This is a genomic window from Promicromonospora sp. Populi (assembly GCF_041081105.1).
Classification (GTDB): Bacteria; Actinomycetota; Actinomycetes; order Actinomycetales; family Cellulomonadaceae; genus Promicromonospora.
This window is the reverse complement of the sequence record NZ_CP163528.1, coordinates 597,334-611,954: the sequence shown is the minus strand read 5'-3', so window position 1 is coordinate 611,954 and position 14,621 is coordinate 597,334. Positions and strand designations below refer to the sequence as shown.

General features: G+C 71.6%; 14 protein-coding genes. 6 read left to right on the top strand and 8 right to left on the bottom strand.

Annotated features, from left to right (window positions below):
- The first annotated feature begins 143 nt into the window (after window positions 1–143).
- From AB1046_RS02680 to fdxA, 3 genes are all read left to right on the top strand, one after another.
- Window positions 144–2,135, top strand: coding sequence for a zf-HC2 domain-containing protein (locus AB1046_RS02680; protein WP_369372255.1), 1,992 nt, complete (start codon window positions 144–146; stop codon window positions 2,133–2,135).
- Window positions 2,136–2,222: 87 nt separating this feature from the next.
- Window positions 2,223–3,017, top strand: coding sequence for an SDR family NAD(P)-dependent oxidoreductase (locus AB1046_RS02675; protein WP_369372254.1), 795 nt, complete (start codon window positions 2,223–2,225; stop codon window positions 3,015–3,017).
- A 40-nt stretch (window positions 3,018–3,057) separates the two neighbouring features.
- Entirely contained in the window at window positions 3,058–3,375 is a 318-nt protein-coding gene (fdxA, locus tag AB1046_RS02670; RefSeq protein ID WP_369372253.1) for a ferredoxin, read from the top strand.
- Window positions 3,376–3,379: 4 nt separating this feature from the next.
- Here fdxA and AB1046_RS02665 read toward each other — a convergent pair whose 3' ends face one another.
- Window positions 3,380–4,408 (bottom strand): 1-aminocyclopropane-1-carboxylate deaminase, encoded by a 1,029-nt coding sequence (locus AB1046_RS02665; protein WP_369372252.1) that lies wholly within the window; start codon window positions 4,406–4,408, stop codon window positions 3,380–3,382.
- Between the two features lie 2 nt (window positions 4,409–4,410).
- A complete protein-coding gene (locus AB1046_RS02660; RefSeq protein WP_369372251.1) occupies window positions 4,411–5,073 on the bottom strand; it encodes a GntR family transcriptional regulator in 663 nt (220 codons plus the stop codon).
- Window positions 5,074–5,213: 140 nt separating this feature from the next.
- Here AB1046_RS02660 and AB1046_RS02655 point away from each other — a divergent pair, with 140 nt between their 5' ends.
- Entirely contained in the window at window positions 5,214–5,999 is a 786-nt protein-coding gene (locus tag AB1046_RS02655; protein WP_369372250.1) for a CHAD domain-containing protein, read from the top strand.
- 22 nt (window positions 6,000–6,021) lie between these two features.
- Here the strand turns inward: AB1046_RS02655 and AB1046_RS02650 are convergent, their stop codons facing one another.
- Window positions 6,022–6,978 carry a helix-turn-helix transcriptional regulator gene (locus AB1046_RS02650; protein WP_369372249.1) on the bottom strand — a complete coding sequence of 319 codons (957 nt, stop codon included), beginning with the start codon at window positions 6,976–6,978 and terminating at the stop codon, window positions 6,022–6,024.
- A 22-nt stretch (window positions 6,979–7,000) separates the two neighbouring features.
- The gene (locus AB1046_RS02645) at window positions 7,001–7,573 is read right to left on the bottom strand and encodes a dihydrofolate reductase family protein (RefSeq protein ID WP_369372248.1); all 573 of its coding nucleotides are present in this window, start codon (window positions 7,571–7,573) and stop codon (window positions 7,001–7,003) included.
- 165 nt (window positions 7,574–7,738) lie between these two features.
- On the opposite strand from AB1046_RS02645, the gene AB1046_RS02640 reads away from it, so the two are divergent.
- On the top strand, window positions 7,739–8,425 hold the full coding sequence (locus AB1046_RS02640) for an alpha/beta fold hydrolase (protein WP_369372247.1): 687 nt from the start codon (window positions 7,739–7,741) through the stop codon (window positions 8,423–8,425).
- Between the two features lie 109 nt (window positions 8,426–8,534).
- Here the strand turns inward: AB1046_RS02640 and AB1046_RS02635 are convergent, their stop codons facing one another.
- From AB1046_RS02635 to AB1046_RS02620, 4 genes are all read right to left on the bottom strand, one after another.
- Window positions 8,535–9,800: a glycoside hydrolase family 71/99-like protein gene (locus tag AB1046_RS02635; protein WP_369372246.1), complete on the bottom strand. Its 1,266-nt coding sequence runs from the start codon at window positions 9,798–9,800 to the stop codon at window positions 8,535–8,537.
- A 179-nt stretch (window positions 9,801–9,979) separates the two neighbouring features.
- Window positions 9,980–11,170, bottom strand: coding sequence for an ROK family protein (locus tag AB1046_RS02630; protein WP_369372245.1), 1,191 nt, complete (start codon window positions 11,168–11,170; stop codon window positions 9,980–9,982).
- Window positions 11,167–12,756 (bottom strand): beta-xylosidase, encoded by a 1,590-nt coding sequence (locus AB1046_RS02625; protein ID WP_369372244.1) that lies wholly within the window; start codon window positions 12,754–12,756, stop codon window positions 11,167–11,169. The genes AB1046_RS02630 and AB1046_RS02625 overlap by 4 nt, the downstream gene beginning before the upstream one ends.
- Window positions 12,757–12,823: 67 nt before the next feature.
- Window positions 12,824–13,738, bottom strand: coding sequence for a phosphatidylinositol-specific phospholipase C/glycerophosphodiester phosphodiesterase family protein (locus tag AB1046_RS02620; RefSeq protein ID WP_369372243.1), 915 nt, complete (start codon window positions 13,736–13,738; stop codon window positions 12,824–12,826).
- 173 nt (window positions 13,739–13,911) lie between these two features.
- Here AB1046_RS02620 and AB1046_RS02615 point away from each other — a divergent pair, with 173 nt between their 5' ends.
- On the top strand, window positions 13,912–14,607 hold the full coding sequence (locus tag AB1046_RS02615) for a GPP34 family phosphoprotein (RefSeq protein ID WP_369372241.1): 696 nt from the start codon (window positions 13,912–13,914) through the stop codon (window positions 14,605–14,607).
- Window positions 14,608–14,621 lie beyond the last annotated feature (14 nt).

Sequence of the window (14,621 nt, the reverse complement as noted above, 5' to 3'; positions counted from 1 at the left end):
CGCCGGGGATCGCTGCGGCGGCCGATAGCCGATAGCCGATAGCCGATAGCCGACCAATCGTGCGTCAGCGCACATCCTGCGCTTCGTCGCGCGGCCCTCGGACCACGGTGGAATTATCGCCGACCGGGAGGGGGCAAACCGGCATGACTGCGACTGGTGACCTGCGGATCGACGACTGGGTCGTGCACCGCGCCAACGTCATGCGCTCCGTCGCAGCCCGCGTACCCGGCATCGACGCCGAAGAAGCCACCAGCCGCGCCCTGGAAAAAATGGTCCGCCTGGTCGCCACCGGCACCACCATCGACGACCCCGCACCCTACTGGCGCCGCGCAGCCCTCAACGAAGCCATCAGCATGACCCGCGAAGCCGGCCGAGCCCACCCCGTCGAAGACGACACCCTCGCCGGACTCACACCCCCCGTCGCCGGAGCAGAACTCGACGCCGAACGCCAAGCCGACGTCGCCATGCTCCGCACCGCACTATCCGACCTCGGCCCCGAAGACCGCGAAATCCTCCTGGACCGCCACGTCCACGACCGCGCCGTCACCGACATCGCCACCAACCTCGGCGTCCGCCCCCACGCCGTCACCATGCGCCTACGCCGCGCCGAAGAACGCCTCGCCGGCGCCTTCGCCGCCGCCCACGCCCGCGAAGTCAACGAACCCGAATGCCGCACCACCCGCGCCGCCATGCACGACTACCTCAAAGACCGGCTCCTCCCCCGCCGCCGAGCCAAGGTGGAGGCGCACATGGACGGCTGCGCCGAATGCACTCGCGCGTTCCTCGACGTGCGGGAGGTGTCGTGGATGCTGCGCGATTACGGCCAGACCTTCATCGCCGGAGCCATCGCCACGGGGGCACTGGGTGCTGGGATCGCGGCCGGTGCCGCCGGGGCCGGCGCAGGCGCGGCGGGTGCAGGCGCGGCGGGTGCGCCGAAACCGCCCTTCGGGAAGAAGGAGGCCGCCATCGCGGCGGGCGTCGTCGCCGCGCTCGCCCTCGGGGGCGGCGCAGCGGCGCTGGTCGCGAACCAGGCCGCCGAACCCCCTGCCGCCGAGTCCGGCGCGAACCCGGGTGCGGGTGAAGGCGCCGGTGGTGGCGGTGGTGCGGGTGGTGGTGGTGCGGGTGGTGGCGGTGCCGGTGCGGGCGGTGGCGCGGAAGGCGGTGGTGCGGACGATGCTGGCGCGGGCGGTGACGCCGCCGGAGGCGGCGCTGGTGGAGGCGGTGCCGATGCGGGCGACGACGGCGGTGCAGGTGAGGGCGGCAGTGCGGACGGCGGTGCAGGTGAGGGCGGCAGTGCGGACGGCGGCGAAGGTGCGGGCGGCACTGGCGGCGCGGGGACCGGTGACGCGGGAAGCGGCGACACGGACGGCGGCGGTGCCGACGGCGGAGCGAGCAGCGGGGCCGGGGATCCAGGCGACGGCACACCCGGCGAGGGCGGGAACAACGACGGCACCGGCGATGAGTCCGGCACGGCCGACGACCCGGGCTCCGACTTCGGCGATGCGGTGGCGCCCTGGCTCGACTGGCTCGATCTCCCGGGCAGCACCTCCGAGGAGGGCACCGGATCAGACACACCGTCCGGAACCGACTCCGCAGACGGCGGTCAGGGAGACAGCCAGTCCGGCACGAGCGGAGATAGCGAGAACGCGGGCGGCGCGAGCGCAGACGGCGGCACCGGCGAGGACTCGGGCACCGCCGACGTGCCGGGCTCCGGCACCGCCTTCGGCGATACGGTGGCGCCCTGGCTCGACTGGCTCGATCTCCCGGACAGCACCTCCGAGGAGAGCACCGGATCAGACACACAATCTGGAACCGACCCCGCAGACGCCGGCCAGGGAGACAACCAGTCCGGCACCAGCGGAGACAACACCAGCGGAGACGGCGAGAGCACCGGCGACGGCACCGACGGGGACAGCCCGAACGGGGAAGGAACCAGCGGGAACGGAGACAGCTCAGGTGGGGACGAGAGTGCCGGCAGCGACGGGCCCGCGACCGCCGACGGCGCAAGGCCAGGCATCGGCGCCGAGCTGACGAGCTGGCTCGCCAGGCTCGGCATCGCGGGGATTCCCGCTTTTCTACTGATCGTCTTCATCCTGTGGCTCTGGGAGCGTTGGACCCGCACCGAGGAGAAATAGGGCAGGCAGCACCGTCGCCTACGGTGGAGCCGGTGCACTTTTCGCGAGTGCGAGACAGCCACACCTGAGACAGCAATGGGGGACGTTATGCGCATCGACCTGACCGGCAAGACCGCGCTGGTGACCGGATCGACCCAGGGCATCGGCCGAGCGATCGCCGCGACGCTCGCCGACGCGGGCGCCCGGGTGGCCGTCAACGGGCGGCGCGCCGAAGGGGTCGCGACGACGATCGACGAGCTCCGCACGGAGTCCGCCGACCGCGAGCTGGTCGCAGCGGCCGGCGACGTCACCAACGCCGCGGGCACCGAAGAGGTGCTCGGCGCCACCGGCGACGTCGACATCCTGGTCAACAACCTGGGCATCTTCGGCGCCGTGCCGCCGCTCGAGATCGACGACGACGAATGGCGGCGGTACTTCGAGGTCAACGTACTGACCGCCGTCCGCCTCATCCGCTCCACCCTGCCGGGTATGACGGCGCGCGGCTGGGGCCGCGTGCTCAACATCGCGAGCGACTCCGCCATCGTGATCCCCGCCGAGATGATTCACTACGGCGTCTCGAAGACCGCGCTGCTCGGGGTATCACGCGGTTTTGCGAAGGAGGCCGCGGGCACCGGCGTGACGGTCAACTCCGTCATCGCCGGTCCGACCCACACCGGCGGTGTCGAGAAGTTCGTCTACGAGCTCGTCGACCCGGCGCTGCCCTGGGACGAGGCACAGCGCGAGTTCATGAAGCTGCACCGCCCGCAGTCGCTGATCCAGCGGCTGATCGAGCCGGAGGAGATCGCGAACCTGGTCGCGTACCTCAGCTCGCCGCTCGCCTCGGCGACAACGGGAGCGGCCGTGCGCGTCGACGGCGGCTACGTGGACTCGATAGTCCCCTGAGGCTTGATCTCAACATGACTTGAGGTCGTAGCCTCCAGCCATGACCTATGTGATCGCCGAGCCGTGCGTCGACGTCAAGGACCGGGGATGCATCGAGGAGTGTCCCGTGGACTGCATCTACGAGGGCAGCCGCTCCCTCTACATCCACCCGGACGAGTGTGTGGACTGTGGTGCGTGCGAGCCGGTGTGCCCGGTGGAGGCCATCTACTACGAGGACGACGTCCCGGAGGAGTGGAAGGACTACTACCGTGCGAACGTGGAGTTCTTCGACGACCTGGGCTCACCGGGCGGCGCCGCGAAGATCGGCGTCATCAACAAGGACGACCCGATGATCGCCGCCCTCCCGCCCCAGGCCTAACCTCCTAGCGGGTGTGCGTGAACAGGCCGCTGTAGGCGTTCAGGGCCGGCTGACCGCCCAGGTGGGCGTACAGGACGGTGGAGCCCGCGGGGATGTCGCCGCTTGTGACGAGGTTGATCAGCCCGGCCATCGACTTGCCCTCGTAGACGGGGTCGATGATGACGCCCTCTAGCTCGCCGGTGAGCCGGATCGCGTCGAGGGTGGACTCGACCGGGATCCCGTACCGGTCCCCGGCCCAGCCGGGTAGCACGGTGATCTCGTCGTCGCGCAGCGGCCGTTCGACGCCGATGAGCTCCGCCGTGGCGCGTGCGATCCGGGCGACCTGGTCGCGGGTGTCCGCCAGCTTCGCGCTGGCGTCGATCCCGATCACCCGGCGCCGTCGACCACCGGCCTCTTCGAGCGCGGCGAACCCGGCGATCATGCCCGCGTGGGTCGAGCCCGTGACGGCACAGACCACGATGGTGTCGAAGAAGACGCCCAGCTCGCGCTCCTGCTCCTGGACCTCGTATGCCCAGCGCGCGAACCCGAGGCCGCCGAGCCGGTGGTCGGAGGCCCCCGCCGGGATCGGGTAGGGCGTTCCGCCGCGCTCTTTCACGTCGTCGATCGCCCGGGACCAGGAGTCCTTGAACCCGATCCCGAAGCCGGCCGGGTCGAGCCGGACCTCCGCACCCATGATCCGGCTCAGCATGATGTTGCCGACGCGGTCGGCGAGGGGGTCGGGCCAGTCGACCCAGTTCTCCTGCACCAGCACCGCCTTGAGACCCAGTGACGCGGCCACCGCGGCGACCTGACGCGTGTGGTTGGACTGGTACCCGCCGATCGACACGAGCGTGTCCGCGCCCTGCGCCAGGGCGTCCGGGACGATGTACTCCAGCTTGCGGGTCTTGTTGCCGCCGTAGGCGAGGCCCGAGCTGCAGTCCTCCCGCTTGGCCCAGACCGACGCGCGCCCGAGGTGCGCGCTCAGCCGCGGCAGCGGGTGGACCGGGCTGGGCCCGAACGTCAGCTGGTGGCGGGGGAAGTCGGACAGAGCCATCGTTACTCCTCGTCGGTGGGCTGGTCGGTGGGCAGGGTGTACCAGGTGTCGAAGGCAACCGCGGACGCCTGGTCCGCGTCCCCGGCGGCGCACAGCCGGATCAGGTCGTCGTGCCGGGTGAACGACGCGCGCCCGCCCAAGGAGGAGAACCGCAGGCGTTCGGCGCGGCGCAGCACCGGGGTGAACTGGTCGAGCACCGCGGCGAGCGCCCGGTTCGCCGCCACGGTCACGGGCACACCGTGCAGCGCGTCGTCGGCGCGCAACGCCGCCTCGACGTCGCCCCGCTCGATCGCCGAACGGAACTGACGGCCGGCCTCGCGCATGGCTTCGAGGTCGTCCTCGGTGAGGCTCCGCACCGCCTCCCGCACGGCCACCTGGTGCATCGCCGCGACCACGTCGCGCGCGCCGCGCACGTCGCGCAGGTCCAGGGAGCTCACCGTCGTCGAGCTGCCCGGCCGGGCCACGACCAGGCCGGCCTCGGCCAGGCGGAGCAGCGCCTCGCGGACGGGCGTACGGCTGACACCTAGCCAGGCTGCGAGGTCGCCGTCGCGCAGCTGCTCCCCCGGCGCGAGACTGCCGTCGACGATGGCGTCACGCAGGCGGCCGTAGACGTCGTCGCGCAGGAGACGACGATCGATCGCCGGCATACTCTCGGGGATGGGCATGCAATATATTACATACCAATTGGTCGCACCGGGCAAGCCTCGGCGCCGCTCCTCGTGCGCGATAGCCTGATCTGATCGCCACCGCCACGCCCCGTCCCGAGACCGCGGGCCAGCTGCTGACCCTCGCGGTCGGAGACCTGGTGCGCCAGATCCAGGACGGCGTCCCGGCAGCGCTGGCCGACGAGCCCGACGCCGTGCACGGCCTGCGCACCTCGGTGCGGCGCCTGCGCAACGTCCTCGCCGCGTTCCGCAAGTACGTCGACAAGGAACCGGCCGCGGAGCTCCGGTCCCGACTCAAGGAGTGGGGCGACGTGCTGGGGCGGGCGCGCGACCTGGAGGTGCGTGCGGAGCAGGCCGCGGAAGCGGCCGAGGCGATCGGCCTCGACGCCGCGTCCCGCGCCGCCCTGCTCGACCCGCTGCGGGCTACGCATGCCCAGGCCCACGCCGACGCCGCCCGCTGGACCCGGTCGGACCGGAGCCGTGACCTGGACCGACTGCTGGCCGAGTGGGCCGCAGCTCCCCCGCTCACCGAACGGGCATCCCGTCCGGCGAAGAAGGCGGCCCGCCGGGTGGTGCGCCGTCAGGCCGACCGCACGCTCGACGCCGCCCGCCGGCTCGACGATCCCGAGGCCGCCCACGAGCTGCGAAAAGCGGCGCGTCGGCTGCGGCACACCTGCGACGCGATCACCCGCCCGCCCGTCGAGCTCCTCGGCCGCCGGACCAAGGACCTCGGCTCCGCCGGCCACTCGATCCAGTCCGTGCTCGGCGACCACCGCGACGCCCTCCTCCTGGCCGACCACGTCCGCGAGCACGCGAACGGTTCGGAGGCGTACGACGCCGTTATCGACCTCTGCCAGGAGCGCGCACTGACCGCCCTGTCTGATCTGCCGACTGCACTCGCCGTACTCGAAGCCAACGCGCGCTGAGGCACGCGTCAGGGCTCGCGCGTCAGGGCTCGGTCACCGCCGCCGCGAACCGCTTCGCGAGCGCCACCACCGCCGCCCGCAGCTCGGGGCCCTCCTCGACGCGGAACGGGAACGGCACGCTCGCCAGCCACTCCCCCGCGTACATCGCCGGGTTCCGGGTGGTACCCACCAGCACGCACCCCTCGCCCGACGCTTCGAGTCGTCCCATCTGGGCCCCGATCCAGGGGGCGACGTCGGCGAGCGCGGCGTCGAAGACGACCCGCGTGGTGAACTGCCAGCCCGTGCCCAGGTGCTCCTCGAGGGCTGCGACGGGGTCGAGGTCGGCGGGCGGTTCGAATCCGATGTCGGTGTGCTCGACCGTGAGGACCCGGTCGACGCGGTAGGTGCGCACGGCTGAAGCCCGGTGCGAGTGGCACAGCAGGTACCAGCGCCCGTAGCGCACGACGACGGCCCATGGGTCCACCTCGGCCGTCCACTCGCTGCCGGACTCGCCGCGGTAGGTGACCAGCACGCGCCGTCGGGCGGCGACTGCCGCGACGAGCTCGCTCGTGACCGTCGTGTCGGGGCGGGCGGCGTGCCGATCGGGGGCGGCGGACGCGTGCTCGCGCAACTGGGCGGCCTGCCGGCCGACGTCTTCCGGGAGCGCCCGGATGACCTTCCCGAGGGCGGTGCTGACGAGGTCGTCGCGTTCGGCGGCCGGGTGCCCGTCGAGCACCGCCATGACCAGGCCCAGCGCCTCGGTCTGCGTGAAGGTCACCGGTGGGAGCCGGGTGCCGCGCCCCAGGCGGTAGCCGCCGTGCGGGCCGCGGGTCGAGGAGACGGGGATCCCGGCCTCGCGCAGGATCTCGACGTACCGCCGGGCGGCGCGCTCCGTGACGCCGAGGCGTCGCGCGAGCTCGTCCGCCGTCGTGCCGGGGCGCGTCTGCAGGATCTCCAGGGTGCGCAGCGCGCGGGCGGTTGGACTGGTCTCGGACGGCACACCTGAAGGTTATGGCCCCGGGTCAGCGCACGACCTCGAAGACCTGCTTCTGAACGCCGTTCTTGTACGCCGCGTGCTCGGTCAGCCGGAGCTTCTGGGCGGCCTTGTCGGCGTCACTGAACAGCGGCTTGCCCTGGCCCAGGAGGACCGGGAAGACGAGCAGGTGGTAGGCGTCGACGAGTCCGGCGTCGGCGAGCGCCCGGGTCAGCGACACGCTGCCGTGCACCTGGATCTCGGCGCCGTCGGTCTCCTTGAGCTTCGCGACGTCGTCCAGGGAGCGCAGGATGGTGGTCTCGCCCCAGTTGTCGGCGAGGTCGGCCTCGGTGAGCGTGGTGGAGACGACGTACTTGGGCAGGGTGTTGTACCGAACGAACTCGTCCATCTTCGGCCAGACGGGCGCGAACATCTGGTAGCTGGCGCGGCCGAGGAGGAGCGCGCCGGCCTCCTCCTGCTCCCGGCTCTTGAGCTCGTACATCTCCGGCAGGGCGTCGACCGTCAGATAGGTCCACGCGGTGTCGTGCAGCGCGGGGTCGCCGCCGGTCGGGTCGACCTTGCCGTCGAGCGAGACGAAGTGCGTGGCGACGATGGTGCGCATGCGGGTTCTCCTTGTTGTGGTTGTCAGGCTGCTGTCAGTACGGACGAGGGGCGCCCGAAAAACTCATCGAAGCTCCTGATTCTGATCCGGAAGCGGAACGTCCGGAACTGGTCCTAGCGTGGGGGTATCGGCTTCGCACCGCACTCACCACAGGAGAAGAGAACCATGGACATCCTGCTCATCGGCGGCCTCTGGCTCGATGCTTCGGCCTGGGACGACGTCGTACCGGAGCTCGAGGCTCTTGGCCATCACCCCGTGCCGATCACGCTCCCGGGCCAGGGCGACGGCTCGACGTCGGCCACGCTGGACGACCAGATCGCCGCGGTGCTGGCCGCCGTGGACGCGGCGTCCGGAAAGCCCCTGGTCGTGGGCCACTCCGCCGCCTGCGCGCTGGCCTGGATCGCCGCCGACGCGCGCCCCGAGCAGGTGGCCGGGGTCGCCCTCATCGGTGGTTTTCCCTGGGGCGACGGCAAGCTCTACGCCGACCTGTTCGAGATGGCGGACGGCGTGATGCAGTTCCCCGGCTGGGCGCCGTTCGTGGGGCCGGACTCGGCCGACCTGGACGAGCCGACCAGGGCCGCCATCGCGGCCGCGGCGATCCCGGTGCCCGAGGGGGTCGCCCGCGGCACGGTGCGGCTGACCGACGAGCGCCGGTTCGAGGTCCCCGTGGTGGTCGTGTGCCCCGAGTTCACACCCGCCCAGGCCCGGGAGTGGATCGACGCCGGCGACGTGCCCGAGCTCGCCCAGGCCAAGCACGTCGACCTCGTCGATATCGAATCGGGGCACTGGCCCATGTTCACGCAGCCCGCCGAGCTCGCGCGCCTCCTGGCGAACGCGGCTCGGCCGGAGTGACGGCACACACGACGGTCCGCGTGCGTCGAGATCTGGTGGTTGCGTCGAGATCTGGTGGTGCGCGACCAGATCTCGACGCGACCACCAGATCTCGACTGCCCGCGGCTACCTAGACCGGGGACGTAGGCCGCACCGAGGTGAGCGGGATCTCTCCCCGCAGCAGGCGACCGCCGTCGTTCGTGAGGCGCAGGTAGTAGTCCGACGAGCAGGCCGTCCCGTCCTCGTCGAGCGCCCAGATGCCCGAGCCCGCCGGCACGTCGCGCGACGTCGCGGCGGTCTTGGCGATCTGGTTGCCCTCGTTGTACTCGTCGAACATCGAGATGTAGGCGCTCGCCACGCCCGCCCGCGCGTGGTTGTAGAACTGCCGCCACATGAAGTCGCCGTGCGCGCGGTGCCGCTCCTGCAGGTCGCCCGGCAGCACACAGGGCTGGTAGTCGATCCCCAGGCGGTTGCACTCCGCCAGGTCGGGAACGGTCGCGACGTTGTAGAAGTTGTCGGCGCCGCCCACGTTGCTGATCCGGCCGACGAGCCACGGCGAGATCATGTGGAACGAGCGGTAGACGTCCGCGAAGCCCTGCCGGGAGTCCTCACCCAGGGTGCGCCACCACGTGGGCACACCACCCATGAGGTAGACGCCCTGGCCCTTGAACCAGTTGATGACCTCCTGGCACTCCTGCGGGGTGAACGGACGCTGCGGGTCGTTGAACCCGAAGCCCCAGATCCCCACCACGGGCATACCGTTCTGCCGTGCGTACGCGGGCGAGCTGGTGTGGGCCGACATCTTCGACGCCCAGTCCTGCGTGATCTGCGTCCGCATCGAGAGCCAGTCGCTCACGTCGTACATGATGTAGTACTTCCGGCCGGTCCGCTCCGCCGCAGAGCGCACCCGGTCGGCCATGATGTCGCGCGTCGGGCCCTCACCGCCGAACGGGTTGAACCGCTGCAGCGCCGCCGTGAGGATCCCGTTCTCCTGCATCCAGCGGAAGTGGACGTCGACGCTCTGCTGGTCGTACGACGAGAAGAGGTGCGCAAGGCGCCCGTCACCGAGCGCGGGAAAGTTCGTCCCGAACGTCCGCGCGTACTCGCGGGTGTCGGGCCACGACTTGATCGTGTTGTTCGTGATCGACGGCGGCTGGTCCGCCTGGCGGGCCCAGTGCCACCAGGCGTTGATCGGGGCGCCGTCGCCCCGGCAGGCGAACCAGCCCTGGTAGCCGGCGGTGATCTTTCCGACGACGTCGCCGGGCGGGCTCGCGGTGACGGCGGCCGTTCCGAATGCGTCCGGGGCCACGGGCAGGGCGGATGCGGCCGAGGGCACGGCCGCCGCTGCGGCGGCCGCCGCGGACAGGCTGAGGAAAGAGCGTCGGGAGATGGCCATGAGGTGTTCCGTTCGTCGAGGAGGGGGCAGACGTCGTCGTCTGCCCCGGGTACGGCCGAGCGGGTGTCGAGGGTGATACGGGTGAAATGAGAACCTAAATCAATTCGATGTACGGCGTCAACGGGCGGCGACGACCGATGTCGGCTCGCGGTTGGCGAATGTGCCCGACGGCCGCCCGCTCAGCCGATCAGGAGCGAGTGCGGCTGCGGGGAGAGGGTCTGGTCGAGCACGAGGCACGCCGCGCCGACGGCGCCGACGTCCTCCCCGAGCTGCGTGTTCACCACGCGGGTCTCGTGCATCTTCTCGACGAACGGCGAGCTGGCGATGATCGGCTCGACCACTGCCAGGAAGCGCTCCGACAGCATGGGCCAGATAGGTCCGCCGAACACCACGAGCTCCGAGTCGAGCAGCGTCGCCGCGGCTGCGACCCCCGTACCCACCCGGCGCGCCCACCCGTCGATGATCACCTGGGCGCCCCGCTCCCCCGCCGTCGCGAGATCCACCAGCCTGCCGAGCTGCTCGGCCACGGCCTGCGGACCCGGCACCGGGGCGGCGTCAAGGACGCCCGCCGACACGGCCTCGTCGACGAGCGCGCGCGTTGTGCAGTTGGCATCGAGGCCGCCCACCTCCCCGGCGTTCCCGGAGGCACCACGCAGCACGACGTCGTCCGCGACGACACCCATCCCGGACCCCGTACCCAGGTAGAAGAACAGGAAGTTGCCCGAGTGCGTTGCGGCGCCCGCCCAGCGCTCGGCCACCGCGGCGGCGATGACGTCCTTGTCCATGAGCACGGGCAGCCCGGTGGCCGCGACGAGCCGGTCGCGCAACGGCACCCGGCCCCAGCCCGCCAGCTGCGGCGGGTCGACCACGGACCCGGTAGCGAAGTCCACCGGCCCGGGGACGGCGATGCCCAGGCCGAGGATCCGGTCCCGCTCAGCGCCCGACTCCGTGATGACGGCCTCGATGGTGTCGCTCATGTCGGCGATCGTCGACTCCTGGTCGACGACGGCGGGCGTCGGCCGGTGCACGCTGTGCACAACCTGGCCCGCGAGGTCGAGGACGACGTACGTGATGACCGCCGGGTCCAGGTGGACGCCGAGTGCGAACCGGCCGCCCGGCACGACCTGCAGGACCGTACGTGGCTTCCCCGCACGCCCGCCCTTCTTGCCCGTCTCGGCCAGGAGCCCGGCGTCGAGCAGGCGGCGGCAGATGTTCGATACGGTCTGCGCCGACAGGCCCGTCGCGCCGGCGAGCTCAACACGGCTCAGCCCGTCACGCGCACGCCGGACCGCGTCGAGGATGACCGACTCGTTGAAGTCGCCCATGCGCGGGAGGTTGGTGCCCCGCCGGGCGGTCGCCGGCGTGCTCATGCGACCTGACGGACGAGCATCAGGGACCAGGGCGCGAGCGACCGCTCGATGCGCAGCACGCCGTCCGCGGCCACCACCAGCGACTCGCGGCGCGTCGCACGCGCGGCGGCGGCGAGCGCCGCCGTCTGCTCGCGCGTCGGCGACGACGGCGCACCCATCGCGCGCCATGCGGCGACGGGGTTGGCGTTCGACGGGTCGAGCGTCTCCAGCTCGACCACCGCGCCCGGCGTCAGCCCGTCGATGGTGATCTCGGTGTCGCGCACCGACCCGGCCGCCTCGGTCGTGTCGGCGACGGTGCGGTCGTCGAACGACGCGGGCACGGAGCGTGTCACCTGGTGCGGATAGTGGTAGATCAGCGCGGAGATGCGGCCGGTCGCGTCGTCGCGCGTCACGACGCCGTCGTCGCCGGTCGCGAGCAGCGTCCCACCCAACGCGTTGAGCATGCGGTAGGCGTGGAACGTCGGCTTGGGCACCCCCTGGAGCGTCAGCATGCCGAACCCACCATGGAACATCTCCTCGCCCGCACCGCCCTCCTCGAACACGTCGGTGAAGGTCCAGTAGGCCAGCGAGTCGACGGTGCCGATCGAGTGCAGGACCGAGCGGACCACGTAGACGGCGGCCGGGACGGTGTCGTGCGTGAAGTCGCGCGGCGAGGACGACGAGTTCCACTCCGTCAGATGGATCTCCGCGTCGGGGAACGCGCTCGCGTCGATCAGACGACGCAGCAGCGCGAGGTCCTTCGGGGTCGCGTCGACCTCACGCGTGAGCCGCTGCCCCTGGCCGTGCTCGTCGAGCGCCCAGTCGGTCGGGTACGGGTGGGTCGAGACGAAGTCGACGGGCAGCTCCTCCCGCACGCAGTACTCGAGGAACGCATCGAGCCACACGGGCTTCCAGTCGAGGGCGTCGAGGTCGGCGCCGAGCGTCGCCTCGTGCACCTGGAAGTCCTCGGTATCGCCGTCGAAGCGAGCGTCCGGCACAAAGTTGGACGTGGCGGGCCCGCCCACGCGCAGGGCGGGGTCCACCGCCTTCACGGCACGCGCGGAGGCGGCGTAGAGCGCGAAGTACTCGCTGCGGGTGCCGCGGAAGAAGCCCCGCAGGTTGGCCTCGTTCCAGACCTCGAAGTACCACTGGCGGACCTCGGCCGGGCCGTACCGCTCCACCCAGTGCTCCACCAGCGAGCGCACGAGCCAGGACCACCGGTCGAGGTCCGTCGGCGGGGCGCCGTGCGCGCCCCACCAGAACACGGTCTCCGTCTCGCGGGCCAGCGGCCGCGGGCTGAAGCCGAGCTCGACGAACGGGCGCACCCCGGCCTCCAGCAGGGCGTCGAACAGCGTGTCGACGTACTGGAAGTTCAGGACCGGCGTGCCGTCGTCGCGTTCGGTGTAGACAAACATGTCGTCGTGCAGCAGGCCGTGGAAGCGGACGTACTCGAACCCGCACTCCTCGCGCACGGTGGCGAGATGGCGCTGCCAGTCGGCGCGGAGGCCCTCGTTCGCGCGCCCCGCGCCGACCACGGTGCTCCAGAAGTGGTCAAGCGGTCGGCCCTGCGCGGTCGCGGTCGCCTGCAGGTTGATCGGCTCAGCCACTCGTCCTCCGGTCGTCCGCGCCTCCTCGGTGAGGCATCGTGCGCTCAGCGCGTCCCGGAAGTGTAAATCAAACCGATGGACTATCGTCCTCGCGCTCGGTCAGGAACTCGTCCAGGCCCGCCAGGTCGTCGGTGTTGATGTGGTCCACCCCGGCGTCGGCCAGCTCGGTCCACACGGCCTCGCGAGCCGCGCCCGGCTGGTCGGGTGTGGCCCAGAACCGGACCCGGTACCCGGCGTCGTGCGCCTGGTCCACGAACGTGTGCAGGCGCTGGCGCTCGGCGGCGGGCATCGGTCCCTCGCCCCGCCAGGTGAAGAGGTTGGTCCAGTTGTCGCTGACCAGCGGCACGAGGCTCGCCGGAAGTCCCGAGCCCAGGTCGGCCGACCGCCCGTCGTAGAACGCGTACCGCACCTTCTGCGCCCGCATGGTCTCCAGCGGCCGGTTGCCGCTGATCACCGCGGTCACCGGGCCGGGCCGCACGTGGCCGCGCACCGAACGCTCCAGGATGCGCTTGTGCTCGGCGAGCTCCTCGTGGATAGCGGCGTAGGTGGACTCGCCGTCGGACTTGATGTCGATCAGGAGCTGGAGGCTGCCGTCCCAGCCGGGATACACGCCCCGGCCCCGTCCGCGCACCAGGTCCTGCAGCGGGTCCAGGTACAGGCTCTCCAGGGTGCGGTCCGGGTCCACGTCCGCGAGATCGTGCGCGACGAGCAGCTCGCCGTCGACCAGCCACACGTCGGCCTCGACGCTGGTGAAGCCGTGCGCCAGCGCGTCGTAGAGCGGACGCTCGTGCTCGTAGTCGTCGTTGTGGGCGTGGGCCGCGTCGTGCGGTTCACCGAGGGTGACGCCGGGCGAGGAGGCCCGTGCGGCGGTCGCCGCGCCGGGCACTGGTGCGGGCGCTGGTGCAGCCGACGACGGCGCGGCCAGCCCCGCGAACAGGGTGGCGGCCGCCAGGGCCGCACCGATGATGGTTCTTCCGCGCATGGTCTTCTCCTCGGGCAGACGGGCTGGTCAGCCTATGCAAGCGTCGGGTGCTGACCGCAGGGTGAACTCGCGACGACCTGTACCCGACGGCGAACGGAACCCGGCGGATACCCTGGCGCCCGACGACACTCACGGCGCCCGCCTCCGACCGACCCCGACGAACGGATGAGACGTTGACCGTATCGACCATCCCCGCCGCACCACTGATCGCCGAGGACCTGCTCCTGCTGCTGTTCGACCCCCGGTCCGGCACCATCGCTGGCGAGGGCACGCTCTTCTACACGCTGGCGGGCGCGGTCCTGACCGAGCTGGTGGTCGAGGAGCACGTCACGGTCGACGAACGTCCGACGCTGACCGGCCCGCGGGTGACCGCGGTGACCAGCAACCCGCCGGCCGACCCACTGCTGCACGACGTGTGGGAGCCGCTCACCACGAAGCGGCAGGGTGCGCAGTCGCTCATCGCCGAGGTCGGCCCGCAGCTGCGCGGCGTGCTGCTCGACCGGCTCGCCGAACGAGGCCACATCCACCGCGAGGAGCACAAGGCCCTCGGTTTCATCAAGACGACCGCCCTGGTCGACGGCGGTACGTCCCGCCGCGCGGAGCTGCTGGACGCGGTGCGCCCCGTGCTGGCCGACGGCGCCGAGCCGACCCCGCGCTCCGGGGTGCTCGCGGCGCTGCTGTCGGCGAGCGGGAGCCTGCCGGTGCTGGACAAGGACATCCCGTGGTCGGGCGCCGTCTACACCCGCGGCAAGGAGCTGGAGAAGGGCGACTGGGGTGCCGCGGCCGCCTCGGAGGCGGTGACCCGGACCATGCTGGCGGTCACCACCGCCAGCGCGGCCATCGCTATCTCGTCCGTCCAGGGCGGCTGAAAAAAACAGGGAAA